Below are 19,139 nucleotides of genomic sequence, written 5' to 3'. Positions count from 1 at the left end.
GGGGGAGGCGGCGTGATCCGCCCGGATGACCGCTGCTTAGGCAGGGCCGAGATCGAGCGAGTCCTCTTCGTCGATGGGGGGATTGGTCAAGTCGCCCTCATCAGTGGTGAGTTCGATCGACATGCTGGTGTCGGCGTGCGGGTATCGGACGTCCTGTTCCTCGTACGCGGTGAGTTCGGCGGGGTCGGTGGTCACGAGGTAGTGCTCGGTTGCGGAAGCCACGGCCTGGAAGGCGACGCGCTGGGTGGCGGACAGCAGGCCTTGCCCGCGATCGGCGGTCAGCAGAAACTGGCGTTCGCCGTCGGAGAGGTTGAAGGCGCGGGTGATCTCATCGATGGCCTGCGGTGCCTGGCGCAGCAGGATCTGGGTGGCTGCATTCGCGACGACGGCCTTGCCCAGGTCGGTGGACAGGACATCGGCGGTGTCCTGGGTGGCCACGGTCAGCCCGGCCCAGTGCTTGCGGCTCGCCTTGGCCATGCGGAAGAGGAACTCGGCCCCCGCGGGCTCCTTCATGAGCATCCACGCTTCGTCGACCACGACAAGGCGCGGCCGACGCAACGCGGGATCGGACACCTGCCGCCACACGGTGTCGAGGGTCAGCAGGGTGCCGATGGGCTTGAGCTCGTCGGCGAGGTCCCGCAGCGAGAACGCGACGAGGTGCCCCTCGGGGCGGGTGGTGGTCGGGCCCGCGAACAGCTCCGAGAACGCGCCCCGGACGAAGGGATGCAGCCGGTCCGCCAGGTCGGTGGCTGCCCGGTCCTTCGTCCGGTGCAGCACAGCGGCGAGATCGGCCAGCAGCGGGGCGGGCCGGGTCCAGGTACGCGGATCGGCGGTGATGCCGGTCTGCTGATAGGTGGCCGCGATGGCGCGATCGAGCACGGCGCGATCGGCCGGGGTCAGTGTCCCTCCCAGGAGCACGGCCAGGACGGTGTGCACGAACAGCGACCGGCGCACGAGGGCGTCCCGGGGTGCACTGAGCCGGCCATCGGGGCGTGCGCGCAGGGGCAGGTCGAACGGATTGACGCGGACGTCGCCCGCGCCTAAATGCACGTAGGCACCGCCGACGGCTTGTGTCATCCGCGCGTACTCGTCCTCCGGGTCGATCACATGGATCTCGATCCCGCGGTACAGCGAACGCAGCGCCTCCAGCTTGACCAGGTAGGACTTTCCGGCGCCGGAGCGGCCCAGCACGACCGCGTTGTGGTTGTCCAGGGCGAACCGGTCCCAGTGGACCAGGCCCTGGCTGCCGATGTTGTAGCCGTACAGCACCCCGCTCGGCGCGGCGACGGAGGTCGGATCGGGCGGCGGCAGGTCGGGGCTGGTGAACGGGAAGGCCGCCGACAGCGCCGCGGTGTCGAAGGTGCGGCGCATCTTGATCAGGTCCAGGGCCACGGGCAGGCAGGTGAGCCAGCCCTGCAGACTCCGGTACGTCGTCGGCTTCGCATCCAGGAGCAGGCTCGCCGCCAGCGACCGCACCGCGGCGACCTCGTCGGTGAGTTGGTCGCGACTGCCCGCGTGCACGGTGAGGTACAGGCCGAGCCGGTAGAGCTTTCCCTCTCCGCGGGCCACCCGGGCGCTGAGGTCGTAGGCGTCCTCGGTGGCCGCCTCCACTTGCGGGTCGAGCAGGCGCCCCTTGTCCTGCGTGTAGCGGCGGCCGGACTCGAGCTTGGCCAGCTGTCGGCGCAGCCGCTGCGCGGCGGTGACGGGGTCGATCGGCTCGATGTGCAGGGCCACGTCCACGCGGCCCGGGTACGTCAACAGAGGCTGCAGCCAGCCGGGTTGGACTTCCCGCGGGAACCCGGTGATGGCGAACGACGCCGTCCAGTCGCCGCCGACCTCCAGGTGGCGGGGCGCGACGGTGAGGGCATCGGGGGTGAAGGCGGCGGCGCCGCCTGCCGCTGTTGCTCGCGCACGGGAGCGCTTCACGGTGGTTCCCTCCCGTCGAGGTCCTCGTACGGGCCGGTGGTCGCGGTGATGACCTCGTCGGCGCCGGCGAGCATCGAGGACGGGCGCAGGAAGCTGTCCGGATTGCAGGCGGCTGCCAGAACGGCTGTGGCCTCGCCGGCGTCGAGTGGTGTGACGGTGATGCCGATGGGGCCCAGTAGCTCCACGGCCTCCGTGACCCGGCGTGCCAGTCGCGCCTCTGCCGCGCGCCGCGCCGCGTCGGTGACCGATGGGCGCCGAGCACGACTGCGCCGCGCCCGGACGGCGAGGACACGGGGCCCCGCGCTGTCGCCTCCGGCCAAACCCCCGGAGTAGGACAGCAAAGGCTCGCGCAGCACGAGCAGCACCTGGCGCCGGAGAAGGTCGACGCGACCGGCGAGAGCGACAAGATAGTCGGCGTGCTCGCGTGCCGCCGCCTCCAGGGCTGGGTGTGGCAGAGCTGGTGCGCACTCGCGAAGTTCGGTGACCTGCGCACTCAGGTCGAGGCGCTCGGCGCGAACGAGGATCTGTACGGGAGCGGTGAGGGAGTGGAGATAGCGGCCGAAGGCGCCGACCAGCGCCTCCTGTTCGGTTGCGGTGCGCAGCGCGAAGTTCACCGTGCCGCACACGCCGATCGCGGCGAGCCCGTCCGTGCCGAGGTCGATGACTCCGGTATCGGTGACGTCGCGGGCGGGCAACTGGAGCGGCACCGCAGGTGTGTCCGACGGCTTCTGGCCGTCTGGGGTGGTGGCGTATCGGGCGAGCCAGGTGGGTGGTGGGTGGATTCCCTCCGGTGCGGCGACTTGGTGGCGCGGTGTTGTGTGTTGCCGGATCGCGGCCAGGAGGAGCCGGTCCAGCGATACGCCGTCGCGCTGGCCCAGCGCCAGGATGGCGACGGCACCGGCCACGGGCAGGGCCACGACCAGGAACACGGCGACCGGGACGAATGGACGGGACATGGTCCACAGCCCGTAGAGCACAACCCCGGTGACCGACAGGAGCAACAGCTGGCGGGCGGTGAGGTTCGCGAGGACGGTGTCCTCGCGGTCTACGTCCGCGGGGATGCGCACGGAGTAGCGGGTCGGGGAGGCGGAGTTGGGGGCGCTCATCGGGGTTCACCGCCCTGAGGGGGCTGGGGAGGAAGACGTCGCCGTACTCGGTTGCTGGCGGGAGCGGGCGCTGGGCTTGGGCCGGGTGGGGGCGGGGGAGCGCGGAACGCTGTGGGTGGTGGCGGATTGGTACGTGGTGGCAGCGGGCTCGCAGCGCTGGTGCTCTCTGGGATCGGGGGACGGAATGTGGCGGGTGCCGGAGGCCAGCTGGCCTGCATCGGATGCCCCGTGGGTTGGACGGGCGGCCACGGGAGTGGGCGCCGTGCCCAGGTACTGGTGTGGGCTCCGGGTGTTCCCGATGCTTGCTGACCAGGCGGGGCCACTCGGGGCGTTGAGCTCGGAGCGCGGAAACTGGGCAGGGCGGGCTGGCCTGCGGGGCGGGGCCATGGAGTGTGCGGTGCAACGGGAGGGACGCTGGGTGCGTCGGGTTCCCCGGGGCCGCGGAACATGGGCAGGGGCGGGCCGCCATCGGGATGGGCCGGAGCACCGTCTCCGGCAGGTGGGCCAGGCGGTGGCGGACCGAACGACGGGGGCCGGGGAGCAAGTCGGGATCCTCGGCCACCGGCGCTGCCCGGTGTCGGCCGTGAAAGACGAGCCGCCTCACCGGCACGTCGTAGAGCTGCTGCAGGAGAAGTGCCGGATGGAGCTGGCGAGTTGGGTGGCCCATTCGAACCGCCGGCGAAGGAAGAAGGCCCCGCCCCTCCGCCGGAGCCCCGACCGGTTGCCGTGCCCGTGAAGCCGCGCAGGGCCCCGAAGGTCCGGTAGGTGACGTAGGCGCGGACGAGACCGCCGACGAGCGAGCGGCGGCCATGACTGAACCGCAGCGATCCGAGCACCCAGAACGGAATCTTGAGCAGGATGTAGAACAGCGCCAACGCGACGAGGAGATCCACCAGGCCGCTGCGACCCTGCCCGAACACGACGAACCCACCCGACGTGAGGAAGAGCCGCAGCCCGGTGATCAACGCGAGGGACTGGACGATCTGGATGGCGAGGACCCCACCGAACGCCTTCCACCACCAGCGGGCAATGCCTTCGGTCTGCGGCAGCGCGTGGCACATCAGAGCCAGCGGGGCCCCGGCGATGAGGATCACGGTGAGGGCGAGCCGGACGACGTAGCCGACCAGCAGCACCACCAACGTGCCGGCGATGACGAAGCCGATCAGGACGAAGAAGACGCTGCCGGTGTTGGCGTTGAGGCCGGCGAAGACGAAGGCCTGCAGCGCGGCGCCGGCCGTGCCCGTGTCCACGCCGTCCCCCATGACCGCCGTGGAGAGGGCGTTGGCCAGATCGACGGCCTTGCCCGCGAGGAACAGCGACAGGCCTGCAGCCAGGAACCCCAGCGGGATGCGCGGTGCGATCTCCTTCAGGGAATAGCGCGTCTGCACGGATTCGTGGGTCATGACGAGTACGCCGGCCGCGGTGACCAGCAGCGCGTAGCAGGCGATGGCGATCTGCCAGGAGTTGTCCCAGAGCTGGCCGAGGCGTGGCAGGGACGAGGGGCTCGGGGTGGTCAGCAGTGTCCTGCCGAGCAGGTCGAGCAGCGGGTTGAGGGCCGCGTCGACGATGCCGCGGAAGAAGGAGTTGAGCGCGCTGGTGATTCCCTTGGCGATCCATCCGCTGACGCCGCCCGGCGCCCGGATCCCTTGGCTGCTGGGCCCAGTCGGCGCTGGCTCCTCGGTTGTTTCCGGCTTTCCGGGGTTCGGCGGCGTACGGGGGCAGCGTGGTGAGGTGCAGGAGGGCGAGGGGTTGGGCGGTGCGGGGGCGAGCAGGTTCCGTGGCTGCGAGGGGGTGGAAGTCGCCATGGGCGGGCGGGAGGCAGGCGTGGGGCTCGGGCTGCCCGGATCGGCCTGGGCGGGCGCCAGGGGAGCGACGATCGCCAAGGCGAGGGTCACGAGCACGATCGTCGGGCGTAGACATCGCCGCCCGGCGCCGCAACGGCGCACACGGCGTGCGGACTGAGCCGAGACAGCCATCAGTTGCCCACGATTCCTTTGAGGATCTCCACGACGAGCGGGGCGAGTGCGGCAAGGCCGTACCCCCACCCGGCGCTCTTGAAGGCCGTCTTGGCCTTTTCGACCTCGCCCGGGTCGCCTCCGGCCATGACGTAGCGGACGCCACCGACGGTCAAGAACACCGTTGCGAGGCCGGCGAGAATGCCCATGATCCAGTTTCGGATGTTGTCGAGAATCTCGTTCACGGACTTGGCCAATGCCAAGTAGGAGTCGGGGCTGGCGGCTGCGTACGCCGAAGCGCCGTACGCCACGCAGACGACCGACAGCACGGACACAGTGACCAACAACCGGATACTGCAACACGGTCCGGACCGCCGTCGGCGACGGTCGGACTCGGATCGGACCGCATCGGACTCGTTGGCATCGGGTCGGACTGCATCGGACTCCGCGGGGGACCGGGTGGCAGCGGACCGGACCGAGTCCGGACTCTCTACAAACGGGTGGGAGTGGAAGGTCAGTTGCGACAGACTCTTGGTCACGGCGCACCTCCGCAGACCGGGCGGACACGCAAGGGATGAGACATGGGGCTGCACCTCCTGAGGCGAAGGCCCGCGATGAGGATCTGCATTTGGGCGGCGGGGTTGCGACTTCGTCTCCTCGCCTGGCTGGCTACAGGGTCAGGACGCGAGGCGCCGGCTAGCGCACCTTCGTCACGGCCTCGCTGGGGCTTTCGCTCGGGAGGCGGTGCGGGCCAAGGGCACCCGGCGGGCGGACTGGCCGATCCGATGGCAATGTTCGCCTCGCGAGGAGAGGCCACCGGTCGACGCTCGCCTCGGCGCCGTACTTCTTGTACACAGCTGCAGCGACCGTCCGGGATCGGTCTGCCCGGACCGGACCGAGAACCGGTCCGACTCAAGTCGCGTCGATCCGTTGAGGTCCACCTCGGCCCGACTGAGGGCAGCAGCGCGCGCTGCCCGGACGGGCACGAAGTCTGGGTAGTGGCGCCCGGCATGACCAGAACTCCGGGTCCGACAGCGCCTCGCTCTGGAGGTCGCCCGGCTCGTCCGGACAGCGAATCGCCCACCTGTCCGGCGCGGCGGGCCAAGGTCCACCCACGTGCACGCCAGGAGGCAGGCCGTACCGGTCCTTCGGGACCGGCGAACCAGCTGGGCCTTACGGCGTCGTGACTTCGGCGCGGGCAATGGTCGCGAAGCAGGATTGCGGCGTAGCCCGACCAGTGGGGCGTCGTTGGGGGTAGGCCCGTGATCGAGTGACCATCCAAGCGGAATTTCTCGGGCTCTGTCGACGGCGCTCCGAAGTCGGCTCGAATGGCGGTCAGAGGGAGCACGCGGTCGTTGTGACCGTCCCCGACCACCGGAACGATGACGCCTCGTCGTTCAACTGCCACGACCAACACCTCCTTCACACAAGAAAGGGCTGAGGACGAGCAGTTGGTCACGCAGCAGACAAGAAAAGAACAAGTCGCGGAAAGCGCGGCAGCGCCGCGCGCCTTGGCACGGAGAGGGGCCAGTGCTCGGCGCAGATCATGTGGAGGCATGGGGATGTAGACCTCCAAGCGGCTGGGGTGCGCCAGTAGGTCCAGAGCTTGTCGCCTCTTAAGTGCCGCTTAGCCGTTCCTTTTCCGAACACCTTGTGTGGTATTGCCTGTCGTGGGCGAGGCGGGAGCTGTCGGTTAAGCCTTGGGCAGTGGTGGGGCGCGCCGAGTGTCCGTTCATGGCTCGGTAGGTCGCCGACGGGAACTGTGACGGTGAGATGCGGTCTTTTGGGCTGGGCATCCTGCCGTCCGGCTTTGCCCTGCCACCCTCGGGCATGCTCTTGCCATGTATGCGAGTGGTGCACGTGGTGACGGGGGTACCACCGGCAGGCGGCGTCACGGAATTTGGGCGCCTTGGTCGCCGCAGTGGTCGTGTCACTCGGGCTGATCCTCGGGGCGATGGCCTTCCGGCACGGCACAGGCGGCGTCAAGCAACTGCCAGCCTGCTCCTGGCGAAACTGAACGCGAGCTCGACTGGCCCGTGCGTGTGTGGATGGTTCCCACATCCGCGCGAAGAGGGCGACCAGCCCGCCGCCGGTCGATCGCCGGAAAACGGGCCGACGAGGTCGAGTACTCGCTGCCCACCCCGCCGTACCCAAATCAGCCGCAACCCGCGCCCCCGGCCACGACGTACCTGCCCCCGACGCCGCCTATCGGCTACCAACCGCCCCCAGTCCAGCCAGCTCCCGCCAGCAGCCCCTGGGCCACCCCGCCACCCCCTGCCACCGACGCCCGATACCTCGCAGCGAGAGCGATGAGCGGCGCGGGCGGGTAGCACCGTGCGTCGCGCACGAGGGCCCAGGGGGCTTGACCCGGCGACAGGCCAGGGCGAGCACCGCCTGGGTGTGGCGCTTGCCTTAGGTGGGCTTGCGGTCGTAAAACCGGCGGGATTCCGCGCACTTGCGGATACTCAACAGAGTGGCGGTGTAGAAGACTCGCGGGATTCGGCGTGGGTGCCGCAGGTTCCCGCTGATCTTGCCGGAGCCGTGGGGGACGTGGGGGTGCCGCTGAAGCCGGTCTGGCGGTCGGTGGTGCCGACGACCCTCATGTCGCCGCCGGTAGCACTCAGGAATTTGTCGAGGCGGGCCGGATACTTCGAGTCCCGACCTCGGATCAGGTGGGCGACGGGGGCTTCGGCGCCGTTAGGTCCATCCCCATACTTCGAGCAGCCTGCGTGGCCCATTCCGCGGTGGGGCGAGCGGTAGTGCCGAGGCGTCGGATCAGCCACGGAGCGCCGTTCAACGGCCAGGTGGCCGGACAGGCGAGCGCTTCACGGGCGCGGTTGCAGGGAATCTCGCTTCACGGTCCAAGAGCCGCTCCACGAAGTGGGTTCGGCCCTTGGGTTGGCCCGACCCACTGAAGGCTGGGTGGGCCCGTGTCTACGCGGACTTTCCGGCCCTGCTGGGCTGTTGTCGCCTGAGGAGTGCAACCACGCCGCCCGCCGCTGTGATCAGGGCGAGTGCCCCGAATCCGTACGTGAGCGTGGCCGCGGAAGCGATGACCGCGACCAGCAACGGGCCGCCCGCGTCGCCGAGTTCGCGGCCGAGTTCGGCGGCGCCCATGGTCTGGCCCAGGCGTTCCCGCGGAGTCGCGGAGGACAGTGCCGCGAAGCCGAGCGGGGTGATCAGGCCGGTGCCGATGCCGATGAGGGCGGCGGCGAGGAGGATGCCCGCCAGGCCGGGCAGCGTGGCGCAGGCGAGTCCGGCAGCAGTGGCGAGCAGGCCGGCGGCCATGCCCGTACGAGTGGTGAGGCGCCCTTCGTCCAGGGCCCGGCCCGTACGCGGCTGGACCACCGCGGCGCAGGCTGCGAGCAGTGAGACGGCGGCACCGGTGGCGATGGTGCCGAGGCCCGCGACGGTGCCGGAGACCGGCAGGAAGCCGACGCCGACGGACAGCGCGGCGGTCGCGGCCGCGAGCGCGCCGGTCGGGGCCAGGAAGGAGGGATCGGCCAGTCGGCGCGCCAGGTCGAGAACCGTCTGCCGGTTCTTGGGCAGCGGCGGTACGGCGGGCACGACGAGGAGGGCCCACAAGGCCACGGCGGCACCGAGCACCGCGAGGACCGCGAACAGCAGGCGCAGGCCGCCGGTCCAGACGAGGACCCCGCCCAGCAGCGGGCCCAGGGTGTAGCCGATGGACTTGTAGAAGCCGTACGAGCCAAAGGCGCGTCCGTGCTTGGCCGTTGGGTTGAGCCGGGCGACCAAGGCGGACGCAGACGGGGAGAATGCGGAGGCGGCGGCGCCCTGGCCGAGCCGGGCCGCCCACAGCCAGCCCGGGCTGTCGGCGATGGCGTACAGGGCGGAGGCCGCGGCGAACGCGACGAGTCCGCCGAGCAGTACGGGGCGGGCGCCGATCCGGTCGGCCAGCGTGCCGAACAGCGGCTTGAGCAGTACCTCGGCGCCGTCGTAGAGCGCGAGCAGTCCGCCCAGGACGAGCAGCGAGGTGACGGCGTCGTCCGCGTCGCCACCGAGTGTGGCGGCGATCCCGTGTGCGCCGAAGGCGGTGGTGAACCCGGCCGCGTACAGCGGCCACATCTGGTGCGCCGAGGGGGCTTCGACGGGGTCCGTCCGCGTCATGATGTCGGGTCCTGTGCGGTGTCGTGGAGGGCGGCGAAGACGCGCTCGGCATAGTCGTCGCACACGGCGGCGCACTCCTTGAGCCGTCGCGCCGCGTCGGTGGACTCGGGGGCGCCGAAGACATCGCGCGCGGTCAAGTCCCGATGCCAGCGCCGCAACCGCTCCAGCGACTGCTCCTCTTCCTCCAGTTCGGCCAGGGTGAACTTGGCGATGCGGATCTCTTTGGCGATCTCCGCCTCGAACTTGTCGCAGTCGGCGAGGAACTCGGCCCAGTCCGCGGAGCGGGCCTGCGTGAACATGGCCTGGAAGCGGGCGGAGTCCTCGGCGTCCCGCCCGGCCGCGGCGAGCGTCACAGCCTGCCCCTCGGCTCGCTCGGTCAGTTCGACGGCGCGCGTGACACCGCCGGCGAACACCGGCACATCCGGCACCGCCCACACGCCCTGCCCGAGGGACAGCGCCCCGATCTTGCGCAGCTCGCGCCAGACCGCGACGCGGTGCCGGGACGGTGCGGCGGGCAGTTTGATCACGAGGACGAGCCAGCGGCCATCGGATTTGTCGTTGGACACAACTGGGAATGTAGCAGGTGTTACATCACGGCCTGTCCGGGCGGCGGCCCGCGGGGCGAACGCACGCGCAACGGCTGGTATTACTGGGGCATGCAGGAAGAGACGGCACGCTCCGCGATCGACACGTTCATCTCCGCGTTCAACACCTCGGACGACAACTATGTGACTTCCCTGCTCTCCCAGGCCCTGACCTCGGACGTGGTCTTCTGGGGGCCGTTGGGTCGCAGCGAAGGGATCGCCGCGGTCGAACGGTTCGTGCTCGACATCCGGCGCCACCCGGCCGGGACCGGCACGATGGTGCGCTGCTCAGCGGTGGACATGCCCAGCGAGTGGGCCCGGTACCAGTGGGTCTTCACCACCCCGGACGGAGGCCCCCGCCTCGCGGGAACGGACGTCGTCCATCTGCGGCGGAGCCTCATCGACCAGATCATCGTCTTCGCGGGCGAGATCGAGCCGTCCGCCTCCTGAACCGTCCTTCTGCCGCTTGGCGAGCTCTGCTCGAGCCGGGCGATCGTGACCAGAGCGCGCCCCTTGATGCGTGCCAGTAATCATCGATCGAGGAACTCCACCGCGACCGGGGCGAACCTCTGGTGGTGCTGGAAGATGCCGCCGTGACCGGCGTCGGGGTAGGTGATCAACTCGCTGCCCGCGATGCGGCGGTGCAGGTCCCCGGAGAGGGTCGAGGGCACCAGGCGGTCATTGTCGCTCTCCCGTGATGCGCCTCGCGAACTTGACCGGAGGCTGTCTCCGTTTTAATCTCGAATGAGTACGGAGGCTGCCTCCACTTTTTTGGGGCGGCAGGAACAGCGCAGGGCAGGAGGGCGTATGAGCACCAGTGAAAAGCAGGGGCGCAAACCCCGCGCGGACGTCCAGCGCAACCGCACCGCCCTCCTGGAGGCCGCGCAGCGCCACTTCCTCACGTACGGCGTCGGTACGTCCCTGGAGGCGGTGGCCAAGGAGGCGGGCGTCGGCGCCGGCACCCTGTACCGGCACTTCCCCACGCGGGAAGCGCTGCTGGCGGCCGTTCTCCAGACGCGGTCCGAGGAGCTGGTGGCCCGCCAGGCCGACATCGCCACGCTCGGGGACGCCGTGGAAGCGCTGGAGCAGTGGCTGCGCGCGCTGGAGGAATACTTCAGTGCCTTCAGCGGGCTCCCGGAGCCGCTCATGACCGCGGCCAGGGCGCAGGATCCGGACAACCCGCTCACCATCCCGTGTGACACCGTCATCACGGCCACCGACGAGTACGTGCGGGCGGCGCAAGTCGCAGGCGCCGTACGGGAGTCGGTGCGGGGGTACGACCTGTTCCTCGCGGCCGTGTCGGTCGCCTGGCTCAAGGGCGCCGGGGCCACCGACGAGGAGTCGCTGGACCGCCTCCGCGCGCTGATCGCCAGCGGCTACCGCAAGGGGAACGCTCCGGCGTAGCCCTGCCCGGACCTACCGCCCAACCCGCTGTCAGGCCGACGCCGTAACTCCACGGCGCCCCGGCCGGATGAGGGGTGCCGTCCGGCACCCCTCCCAAATACACGCTCATCGCTTCGCTCTGCCCTGGTGCAGTGCACCCTTTCAAAGGACAAATCATGCAAATAGCTGTTATCGGTGCCGGTGCGATCGGCGGCAACCTGGCCAGCAAGCTCAGTGCTGCCGGTCACGACGTCGAGGTGGCGGATGCCCGCGGCCGCGAGGTCGTCGCGCCCGACGTACTGGAGGCGGGCGCCCGTACCGTCGCTCTTGAGAACGCCGTCCAGGGCAAGGATGCGATCGTCCTGGCCATTCCCTTCGGGGCGGCCGGTCAGCTGGCCGACCTGTTCGCCTCCGTGCCCGCCGAGACGGTCGTCATCGACACGTCCAACTACTACCCGGGGCTCCTCGGCGATCCGATCGAGGCCGTGGACAACGGCATGGCGGAGAGCGCGTACACCGCCGAACTCCTGGGCCGTCCCGTGGTCAAGGCGTGGAACGCGGCCCTGGCCGAGACCCAGCGCACCAAGGGGGTTCCGGCGGGCACGCCGGGCCGCATCGCCCTCCCGGTCGCCGGCGATTCCGCCGAAGCCAAGCGCGTGGCCATGCGCCTGGTGGACGACACGGGCTTCGACCCCTACGACTCCGGAACCCTGGCCGACTCCTGGCGCCAGCAGCCCAACGGCCCTGCCTACTGCACGGAGTTGACCCTGGACGAGCTGCCGGCCGCACTGGCCGCGGCCGACCGGGTCAAGGACGCGGCCGTCCGCGACAGCCTGCTCGAACGCCGCGCCGGCCTCCCGGACAACCCCACCGTGGACGACATCGTCGAGATGAACCGCGCCGCCCATCGGTGACGCCTGTGCACACGCCGACCCGACGAGGTGAGGCCTGGACGGCACACCCCCTCTCGCGCCGGCGACGCCGCCACGACAGGACACACCATTCCCCGAAAGGACCCGCGTTGCCCACCGCCATCTTGGACTTCAGTGATCTCATACGGGCCAGGCACTCCTCCCGGCAGTTCCTGCCCACCCCACTGCCCGCTACGGACATCCGCGGCGTCCTCGAAGACGCCCAGACGGCACCGTCGAACAGCAACACCCAGCCGTGGCACGTCCACATCGTCTCCGGAGCGACACGCGACGCCCTGAGCAAGGAACTCCTCACCGCGTTCGAAGAGAACCGGACGTCCCCCGACTTCACCACCGGCTACGGCGACGGCGTATACCAGCAGCGGTCGCACCAGCACGCGGCCAGTGTCTACGGCGCCCGCGGCGTCGCACGCTCGGACCACGAGGGCAGGAAGGAGGTCATCCGCGAGAATCTGAGGTTCTACGGGGCGCCCCACGTCGCCCTCCTCTTCATGCCGGTGCTCGGCGACGGGGTGCGCACGGCCGGTGACATCGGCATGTACGCCCAGAACTTCCTGCTCTCGCTCACCGCACGCGGCTACCGCGGCATCCCCCAGACCATCCTCGGCGTCTATGCCGACACCGTCCGCCGGACCCTCGGCATCCCCGACGACCACAAGCTGCTGTTCGGCATCTCCTTCGGCACCGGCGACGAGACATCGCCGATGCACACCATCGACGTGGGCCGCGTCCCGCTGCAGGAGAGCGTGGCCCTGCACGACACTCCCGGCGTCCTCCAACAGGGCTGACGGGCGGGCCGCTTGGTCAGCAATGCGTGTGCCCGGAGCGCGCTCGCGTGACGTACTACCAGCCCCCCCCCACAAGGGCTACGAGGCCCCGATCGGCGAACGCCTGAGTCACTGGTCCGCGCTACGCGGGCAACGCCGAAACCCCGTCCAATGGAGTGTCCCGTATGCTCCGGCGCCAGGTAGCGGTCTTCGAAGCGGAGTTGGAACTCCCGTCGGGCATCGGTCCGATGGATATTGCCACAGTGCTGGTCCTGGCGGAACGGGCCGCGATCGAAGTGGACTGGAGGAGCATGGAGCTGCTCAGGAAGCGCAGCTCGAGGATGTTCAGGTATCCATGGTGGCCGGGATGTCCACCCCGACGGAAGGCGCGGCCTGGGCTGTGGGCCTCCGTGAGAAGGCAGGGGACTTGGGGCGGCGCATGCCCCGCTGACCGGATCAGCCGCGTCCAACGGGCCGATCGCCAACAGGGATCGGCTGATCGGGGCCCGGAGTGTGTCGCCGCGGCGGGGATTCCCACCTCCCGGTCCCCGCATGAGGTACCTCCTGCTCTGTTACGCGGCCGGCTCGGGCGCCGCGATCTGTCCCGCCAGGCTCTCGCGCAGCGCGGTGAGCCTGGCGATCTCGGCGTCGATCGCGGCGATCCGCTGGTCCACGACGCCCTGTGCGGCGCCCGGTGCGGGCGCGGAGCACCGGCGGTCGGGCTCGGCGATCAGTAGGTCGATACGGTCGGCGCACGCCCGGACGTCCGCCACGGTCAGGCCGAGCGAGAGCAGTCGGCGCACGACGCGGATGCGGGCCAAGTCTCGTTCCGTGTAGGCCCGTTGGCCCGACGCGGTGCGCCGCGGTGGCGGCAGGAGCTTCCGCTCCTCGTAGAAGCGCAGGGCGCGCGGTGTGGTCCCGGCCGCTGCCGCCGCGTCACCGATCCGCATCCTGGTCCCCCTCATCCGCGTGCCGGTCAGACTTCCACCACCAGGGTGCCGAAGTGCCGGCCCTGCTGTAGCTCCTGCAACGCCGAAGGGGCGCGTTCCATGCCCGGCAGTACCGTGTACGGGAAGACGATCTGCCCGGTCCGCAGCCAGTCGGCGAACCGTTCGCGCCACTCTTCCTCCACTCCGGGATGGTCCACGCTCTGATAGCCGAGCAGTGACACCGAGCGCTTCACCAGGGCGAATGTGTCGATCACGGTGGGTGAACTCCCGCCCGGCAGCGCGGGGTCGAACTGTCCGGACAGGGCACCGACCACGGCGACCCGTGCACCGTGTCGTGTCAACTCCACGGCGGCGGTGAGCTGTTCGCCGCCTACGTTGTCGATGATCACGTCGTAGCCGTCGGGAGCGGCCTCGGCGAGTGAACGGAGTCCGTCGTTGCCGGGCACCACCACGGTGTCGTACCCGAGTTCCTGCCGCAGCCGTGCGGCCTTGGCCGGGCTGCGGGTGGTGCCGACGACTCGCGCGGCGCCCAGCAGCCGTGCGATCTGCCCGGCGAGCGACCCGACTCCGCCGGCCGCGCCGGTCACCAACACCGTCTCACCGGGCCGTAGTTCGGCCAGCCGGGTCAGTGCTCCGTATGCTGCCGATGCCGTGGACAGCAGGGCGACCGGGTCCGGGTGTCCGTCCGGCACGGCACGTACGGTATCCGCGCCGATCACCGCGTACTCCCGCCACCCCTGCATGTGTGTGACCAAGGTGCCGGGCTGTATGTCGGTGACGTCCGGCCCCGTCGCCACCACCTCGCCCAGTGCCGGGCCGAACAGGGCCTCGCCGGGCTTCAGCGGCGGGAACGGGAAGTCCTTCGCTTCGGCGGAGACGAGAGTGCGCAGTCCCGGGAAGACCAGGAAGTGCCGGTTGCGGACGAGGAGTTGGCACGTCTTGGGACGTGGGACGGGGGAGTGGGCGATGGTGAAGTGTTCCGGTCCTGGCAGGCCGACAGGAGTGGCGGCGAGGCGGATTTCGCGGCCGGTGGACGGTGCGGGCATGGGGAACCTCCGAGAGCCGAAGCGGCTGGGCAGGCCCGGACGTTAACTCTTGACGTGCGCGTCAGGGGCAAGCAGGGCGCAGAGGTTGCGACTACAGTGCGGTGTGGGCCGTGACTGGCGCTGAGGTGGAGCACCACCGGGGAGCGGTCTGACGAGACGTCGTTGCCGTGCGCCTGGGCGAGTGGTCAGCAACGCCTGGAGGCAACCATGTCCGTGACTCGGACGGCCCAGCTCATGGACGGCACCGGCCTCGCCAAACGCATCCTCGACGAGACGGCCGCCCAGGCAGCTGAGATTTCGCGGCGTGAGGGGACCAGCCCCTGTCTGGCGACGGTGCTCGTGGGAGAGGACCCGGCGTCGGTCACGTACGTCCGCATGAAGCAGGCCCGGTGCGCGAAGGCGGGCATCCGGTCCCGGCACGTCGCTCTGCCCGCCACCACCACGACCGCCGAACTGGTCGACACCCTCGCCCGCCTGTCCGCCGATCCGGACGTGCACGGCATCCTGCTCCAGCATCCGTGCGGCCCGCACATCGACGAGCGAGCGGCGTTCGAGGCCATCGCTCCGGAGAAGGACGTCGACGGGGTCACGATGCATTCGTTCGCCGCGATGAGCTTCGCGCTGCCGGGCTTCGTGTCCTGCACCCCGGGCGGCATCATGCGTCTGCTCGAGGCGTACGACGTCGAACTCGCCGGCAAGCACGCCGTCGTGGTGGGGCGCAGCGCGATCCTCGGCAAGCCGGCCGGGATGCTCCTGCTGGCCAAGAACGCCACGGTGACGTACTGCCACTCCCGCACGGCGGACCTGTCGGCGATCGTCCGCGAAGCAGACGTCGTGGTGGCGGCCGTGGGACGCCCGCGGCTGATCCGGGGCGAGGACATCAAGCCCGGCGCGGTGGTGATGGATGCCGGATACAACCCGGGCAACGTCGGCGACGTGGACTTCGACACCGCCTCCGCCCGCGCCCGGTTGATCACTCCGGTGCCCGGCGGCGTCGGACCGATGACCATCGCCGTCCTGCTGGCGCAGACCGTGGAGGCCGCCGCGAACCAGCTCGGAATCCAGCAGAATCCACCGGAGGCGGTCTGAGCGTCTGTCCGTCGGACATCGCGCCCACACTCGCCCTCCCGTCGCCAGCAACAGCACATCGAGGGCGCAGGGTGTCGCGTTCGACGATGGTGCGCTCGGTGAAGGCCGGCAGTGGGGGCAGGACTCGGGGTCCGCGTGGCCGGGCGCGGTCACGCCAGCAGCACCTTGCGGGGTCGGCCTCAAGGGGGGGGCGAGGACGGCACCGGCTGGCAGTGCCGGGACCTCTAGCACGGCGGCCGCGTCCCCGTCCGCGCACGGGGGCTGGAGACGCACCGCGAGCCTATGGCCGGCCATGAGCCTGTTCCGCTCGGGCCCCGGCGCGGCCGTCGTCGGCTCGACGGCCCAAAGCGCCGGCCGCCTGCGGGAGTTCAGGGACCTGGGCGTCGCTACCTTCATCCTCTCTGGGCCCCCTCCTCGAGGAGGTCTACCGGGTGGCGGAGACAGTGCTGCTTGCGTTGGGGATGGGCGGACGACGGTGACCGTCCGGTCTCCTGGCGGGTCAGGAGTGCTGCGGGTGGTCGGGGCCGCGGCCGTAACGGGCGAGCATCGTCGTGACCGCTTCGTCGACGGCCTGGCCGATGTCGGCAGGTGCGGGGCTCCAGTCGGCGACCAGCATGCGCGGCCACAGGACGTAGTTGGCGATCATGCCGAGGAACTGGTTGGTGGCGCTCTCCGCATCGGGTACCACCGCGGTGCCCGCGGTGTGCTGGTCCTCCAGGTAGCGCTGGACGGAGATGAAGTAGGGCAGCTTGCCCAGCTCGAACTGGGCGCGTCCCAGTTCCGGGAAGCGCGGAAGTTCGGCGATGACGATGCGGAAGAGGGCCGCCATCGCGGGCCGGCCGATCAGGTCGGCGTACTGGCGGCCGATCGAGCTCAGGCCGGCACGCAGGTCGGCGGGCTGTGTCGCGGGAGCCGCCGGGTCCGGCCCGCCCTTCCAGTACTCGGTGACGATGGCCTCGAAGAGCGCCGCCTTGGTGGGGAACTGCTTGAACAGCGTGGACTTCGAGACGGCGGCTTCCTGCGCGATTTTCGCCAGCGAGGTCCCGTCGTAGCCCCGCTCCAGGAACAGCTGCGTGGCCGCTGCGGTGATCGCCTCGCGCTTGCGCTGAGCGAGTTGTTGATGGTGCGGGGAGAGTCCTGCGGTCATCGGCCCAGTATGCCCCATGGCGAGGCGAGTCACTTGACTCGCCACTGTGTGGGTGTTTACGTGGAAGGGAGGCGAGTCACTCGTCTCGCATCTGCTCGGCGGGAGCACTCCTGGCCGGCGTCGCTCCGTTTCCCAAGGAGAAGCACTCATGGAGCCAGGGAAGATCGCACTGGTGACCGGCGGCAATCGCGGCCTTGGCCGGGCCGCGGCCCGGGCGCTGGCCCGGCACGGGCTGCGCGTCATCGTCACCTACCGCGGCGATGCGAAGGAGGCCGAGGAGACGGTCAGGCACGTTCAGGAAACCGGCGCCACGGCTGCCGCACTGCGGCTGGACGTCAGCGACGTGGCCTCGTTTCCCGCCTTCGTCTCCGGCCTGGCCGGGCAACTGGAGCGCTGGGAGGCGACGCGGCTGGACGTCTTGGTCAACAACGCCGGGATCGGGCTGTTCGGAGCGCTGGAAGCAGTTACGGTCGACGACTACGACGCGATGATGGACACCAACGTGCGCGGAACGTTCTTCCTCATCCAGGCGCTTGCGCCCGTACTGGCCGACGGGGGTCGGATCATCAACGTCTCCTCCTCCCTCAGCCGCCACACCAGTGCCGGCACCTCGGTCTACTCGGCCTCCAAGGCGGCGGTCGAGGCCCTCAGCCGGACGTTGGCCGCGGAGCTGGGGGCGCGCAAGATCCGCGTCAACGCCATCGCGCCGGGGCCGACCGCCACCGACTTCAACGGCGGCGCGATGCGGGACGACGCACAGATGCGCGAGGGCCTGAGCGCGCAGACCGCGCTCGGCCGCGTCGGCGAACCGCAGGAGATCGGCGACGCCATCGCCGCGCTCGCCTCCGAGGACCTGCGATGGGTCACCGCTCAACGCCTCGAAGTGTCCGGCGGCGCCCTGCTGTAGGGGCCCCCGGCCCCACCGTGTGCAACGAGTGCATCCCAAAAGCCTGAGTCCTCCAGGTACTGCCTTACGCTCACCGGATGGGCGTGTGCCTGGAAGTCCTGATCGTCGACTGCGGGTACATCGACGCGGTGCCGGCCGAGCTGCGGTCCAGCCTTGTGGAGACCGCAGCGTTCGGGAGCGACGACGACTGGGACGCCGGCCGGCCGGAGGGGTGGACCTGGCCCGACGCCGAGGGCAGCCCCTGGTACGCACGCTACGAGTTCCACGACACGCTCACCTCGTACAAGCCGCATCTCTGGGCGGGGAAACGCTGGGACAAGATGTGACGGTTCGTCGAGCCCGAACTCCGGGCGCCCCTGGACCAGTTCAGTGCTCCCTTGATGTGGGGCGAGTACAACTGGGAGTTCGCGGACCCCTCCTTCACACCTGCCGTCCCCGGACGGGAGAACCACTGGTGCCCAGCGGCCATGCTCTGGCTCCTTCCCGAGGACGTGGCGGCCGTTCATCGCTTCTGGACCCGGGCCGGGCCATGCCTGCCCTCCCTGCGTGAACCCTTCGAACGGCACACCTCCGGGACCACAGGCCAACTCAACGACTTCACGTCGTTCGCCGCGCTCGTCGCCGAATGGGGAGAGGTGGTCACCGAGGCCGCACGGCGCGGGTGGGGCATCATCGGCCTGAGGTGTTGACGAAGTCCCGGTGGCCACAGGTCTCGCCTCCGAGCGGCGCAAGGGGTGGGCCGACCCGGGGCATCGTCCGTGCCGGCCCACCCCCTCACAGCATCAGCAGCGTGCGGTTTGCCGCTTGGCCCGTGGCCTGGAGTGGCAGGACCGCGAGGCGGATCAGGGCCAGGGCGTTGTCGTCGCCCGCGACGCGGTTCGTGGAGAGTTCGCCGCACGCGAGGCACTCGTGGACGATCAGCCACTCCCCGTCCGGGCGGCAGGACACCGTCAGCGCCTCCATCCGGCCCCGGCACTCCGACGCGCGGTCGCCCGGGATGCGGGCGTCCACGTGCAGGCTGGTCAGGCAGTTCGGGCAGTGGTTGCGGTGGCCGCTGCCCGGGGCGTCCAAGGACACGTCCAGCCGACAGCCCGCGCAGCGGAAGTCGCGAGTGCGGTGGCCGTCGCGCTGGGCGTGGAGGACGTCCTTGTCGCGTTGACGGCGCCGCCGGGAGGCGGGGGCGTCGGACGACGTGCGGTTACGGCGTGGCATGCCGGGC

The 19,139-nt window shown here is 70.3% G+C and carries 19 protein-coding genes, 1 pseudogene and 1 riboswitch; of the genes and pseudogenes, 9 read left to right on the top strand and 11 right to left on the bottom strand.

Going from position 1 to position 19,139, the window contains the following annotated elements; genetic code table 11:
• Positions 1-36: 36 nt before the first annotated feature.
• From ACZ7L4_RS41195 to ACZ7L4_RS41170, 6 genes are all read right to left on the bottom strand, one after another.
• Positions 37-1,926, bottom strand: a complete 1,890-nt coding sequence (locus ACZ7L4_RS41195) for a VirB4 family type IV secretion system protein (RefSeq protein WP_472110201.1) — start codon at positions 1,924-1,926, stop codon at positions 37-39.
• Positions 1,923-3,032, bottom strand: a complete 1,110-nt coding sequence (locus ACZ7L4_RS41190) for a PrgI family protein (RefSeq protein WP_472110200.1) — start codon at positions 3,030-3,032, stop codon at positions 1,923-1,925. Before ACZ7L4_RS41190 ends, ACZ7L4_RS41195 begins: the two co-directional genes overlap by 4 nt.
• Positions 3,029-4,933, bottom strand: coding sequence for a hypothetical protein (locus ACZ7L4_RS41185; RefSeq protein WP_472110199.1), 1,905 nt, complete (start codon positions 4,931-4,933; stop codon positions 3,029-3,031). Before ACZ7L4_RS41185 ends, ACZ7L4_RS41190 begins: the two co-directional genes overlap by 4 nt.
• Positions 4,934-5,007: 74 nt before the next feature.
• Complete coding sequence (locus ACZ7L4_RS41180) at positions 5,008-5,316, bottom strand: pilin (RefSeq protein ID WP_472110198.1); 309 nt, start codon at positions 5,314-5,316, stop codon at positions 5,008-5,010.
• A gap of 2,605 nt (positions 5,317-7,921) precedes the next feature.
• Positions 7,922-9,073: an MFS transporter gene (locus ACZ7L4_RS41175; protein ID WP_472110267.1), complete on the bottom strand. Its 1,152-nt coding sequence runs from the start codon at positions 9,071-9,073 to the stop codon at positions 7,922-7,924.
• A 38-nt stretch (positions 9,074-9,111) separates the two neighbouring features.
• A complete protein-coding gene (locus ACZ7L4_RS41170) occupies positions 9,112-9,681 on the bottom strand; it encodes a Chromate resistance protein ChrB (protein ID WP_472110197.1) in 570 nt (189 codons plus the stop codon).
• 90 nt (positions 9,682-9,771) lie between these two features.
• Here ACZ7L4_RS41170 and ACZ7L4_RS41165 point away from each other — a divergent pair, with 90 nt between their 5' ends.
• Positions 9,772-10,149, top strand: coding sequence for a nuclear transport factor 2 family protein (locus ACZ7L4_RS41165; protein ID WP_450814753.1), 378 nt, complete (start codon positions 9,772-9,774; stop codon positions 10,147-10,149).
• A gap of 80 nt (positions 10,150-10,229) precedes the next feature.
• On the opposite strand, the gene ACZ7L4_RS41160 is transcribed toward ACZ7L4_RS41165, so the two are convergent.
• Complete coding sequence (locus ACZ7L4_RS41160; protein ID WP_472110196.1) at positions 10,230-10,370, bottom strand: alpha/beta fold hydrolase; 141 nt, start codon at positions 10,368-10,370, stop codon at positions 10,230-10,232.
• A gap of 136 nt (positions 10,371-10,506) precedes the next feature.
• On the opposite strand from ACZ7L4_RS41160, the gene ACZ7L4_RS41155 reads away from it, so the two are divergent.
• The 3 genes from ACZ7L4_RS41155 to ACZ7L4_RS41145 all read left to right on the top strand — a co-directional run bounded on the left by ACZ7L4_RS41155 (position 10,507) and on the right by ACZ7L4_RS41145 (position 12,802).
• The gene (locus ACZ7L4_RS41155) at positions 10,507-11,103 is read left to right on the top strand and encodes a TetR/AcrR family transcriptional regulator (protein ID WP_472110195.1); all 597 of its coding nucleotides are present in this window, start codon (positions 10,507-10,509) and stop codon (positions 11,101-11,103) included.
• Between the two features lie 155 nt (positions 11,104-11,258).
• The gene (locus ACZ7L4_RS41150; RefSeq protein WP_472110194.1) at positions 11,259-11,996 is read left to right on the top strand and encodes an NADPH-dependent F420 reductase; all 738 of its coding nucleotides are present in this window, start codon (positions 11,259-11,261) and stop codon (positions 11,994-11,996) included.
• Between the two features lie 107 nt (positions 11,997-12,103).
• Positions 12,104-12,802 carry a nitroreductase gene (locus ACZ7L4_RS41145; RefSeq protein WP_472110193.1) on the top strand — a complete coding sequence of 233 codons (699 nt, stop codon included), beginning with the start codon at positions 12,104-12,106 and terminating at the stop codon, positions 12,800-12,802.
• Between the two features lie 551 nt (positions 12,803-13,353).
• Here ACZ7L4_RS41145 and ACZ7L4_RS41140 read toward each other — a convergent pair.
• Entirely contained in the window at positions 13,354-13,731 is a 378-nt protein-coding gene (locus ACZ7L4_RS41140; protein WP_472110192.1) for a MerR family transcriptional regulator, read from the bottom strand.
• Between the two features lie 26 nt (positions 13,732-13,757).
• The gene (locus ACZ7L4_RS41135) at positions 13,758-14,777 is read right to left on the bottom strand and encodes a zinc-binding dehydrogenase (protein ID WP_472110191.1); all 1,020 of its coding nucleotides are present in this window, start codon (positions 14,775-14,777) and stop codon (positions 13,758-13,760) included.
• A gap of 100 nt (positions 14,778-14,877) precedes the next feature.
• Positions 14,878-14,963: riboswitch (ZMP/ZTP riboswitch) on the top strand.
• Between the two features lie 21 nt (positions 14,964-14,984).
• Here ACZ7L4_RS41135 and ACZ7L4_RS41130 point away from each other — a divergent pair.
• Positions 14,985-15,866, top strand: coding sequence for a bifunctional 5,10-methylenetetrahydrofolate dehydrogenase/5,10-methenyltetrahydrofolate cyclohydrolase (locus tag ACZ7L4_RS41130; protein ID WP_472110190.1), 882 nt, complete (start codon positions 14,985-14,987; stop codon positions 15,864-15,866).
• A 189-nt stretch (positions 15,867-16,055) separates the two neighbouring features.
• A pseudogene (locus tag ACZ7L4_RS41125) lies at positions 16,056-16,345 on the top strand (alkanesulfonate monooxygenase); the annotation flags it as partial.
• A gap of 20 nt (positions 16,346-16,365) precedes the next feature.
• Here the strand turns inward: ACZ7L4_RS41125 and ACZ7L4_RS41120 are convergent.
• The gene (locus tag ACZ7L4_RS41120) at positions 16,366-17,013 is read right to left on the bottom strand and encodes a TetR/AcrR family transcriptional regulator (protein ID WP_472110189.1); all 648 of its coding nucleotides are present in this window, start codon (positions 17,011-17,013) and stop codon (positions 16,366-16,368) included.
• A gap of 148 nt (positions 17,014-17,161) precedes the next feature.
• On the opposite strand from ACZ7L4_RS41120, the gene ACZ7L4_RS41115 reads away from it, so the two are divergent.
• The 3 genes from ACZ7L4_RS41115 (at position 17,162) to ACZ7L4_RS41105 (ending at position 18,609) form a co-directional block, all read left to right on the top strand.
• Complete coding sequence (locus ACZ7L4_RS41115) at positions 17,162-17,920, top strand: SDR family NAD(P)-dependent oxidoreductase (protein WP_472110188.1); 759 nt, start codon at positions 17,162-17,164, stop codon at positions 17,918-17,920.
• 77 nt (positions 17,921-17,997) lie between these two features.
• The gene (locus ACZ7L4_RS41110) at positions 17,998-18,246 is read left to right on the top strand and encodes a hypothetical protein (RefSeq protein WP_472110187.1); all 249 of its coding nucleotides are present in this window, start codon (positions 17,998-18,000) and stop codon (positions 18,244-18,246) included.
• Between the two features lie 141 nt (positions 18,247-18,387).
• Positions 18,388-18,609 (top strand): hypothetical protein, encoded by a 222-nt coding sequence (locus tag ACZ7L4_RS41105; protein WP_472110186.1) that lies wholly within the window; start codon positions 18,388-18,390, stop codon positions 18,607-18,609.
• A gap of 85 nt (positions 18,610-18,694) precedes the next feature.
• On the opposite strand, the gene ACZ7L4_RS41100 is transcribed toward ACZ7L4_RS41105, so the two are convergent.
• Positions 18,695-19,132 carry an RNHCP domain-containing protein gene (locus ACZ7L4_RS41100; RefSeq protein WP_472110185.1) on the bottom strand — a complete coding sequence of 146 codons (438 nt, stop codon included), beginning with the start codon at positions 19,130-19,132 and terminating at the stop codon, positions 18,695-18,697.
• Positions 19,133-19,139 lie beyond the last annotated feature (7 nt).

This window comes from Streptomyces sp. NPDC107575 (assembly GCF_055657265.1).
This window is presented reverse-complemented; position numbering and strand designations above follow the sequence as displayed.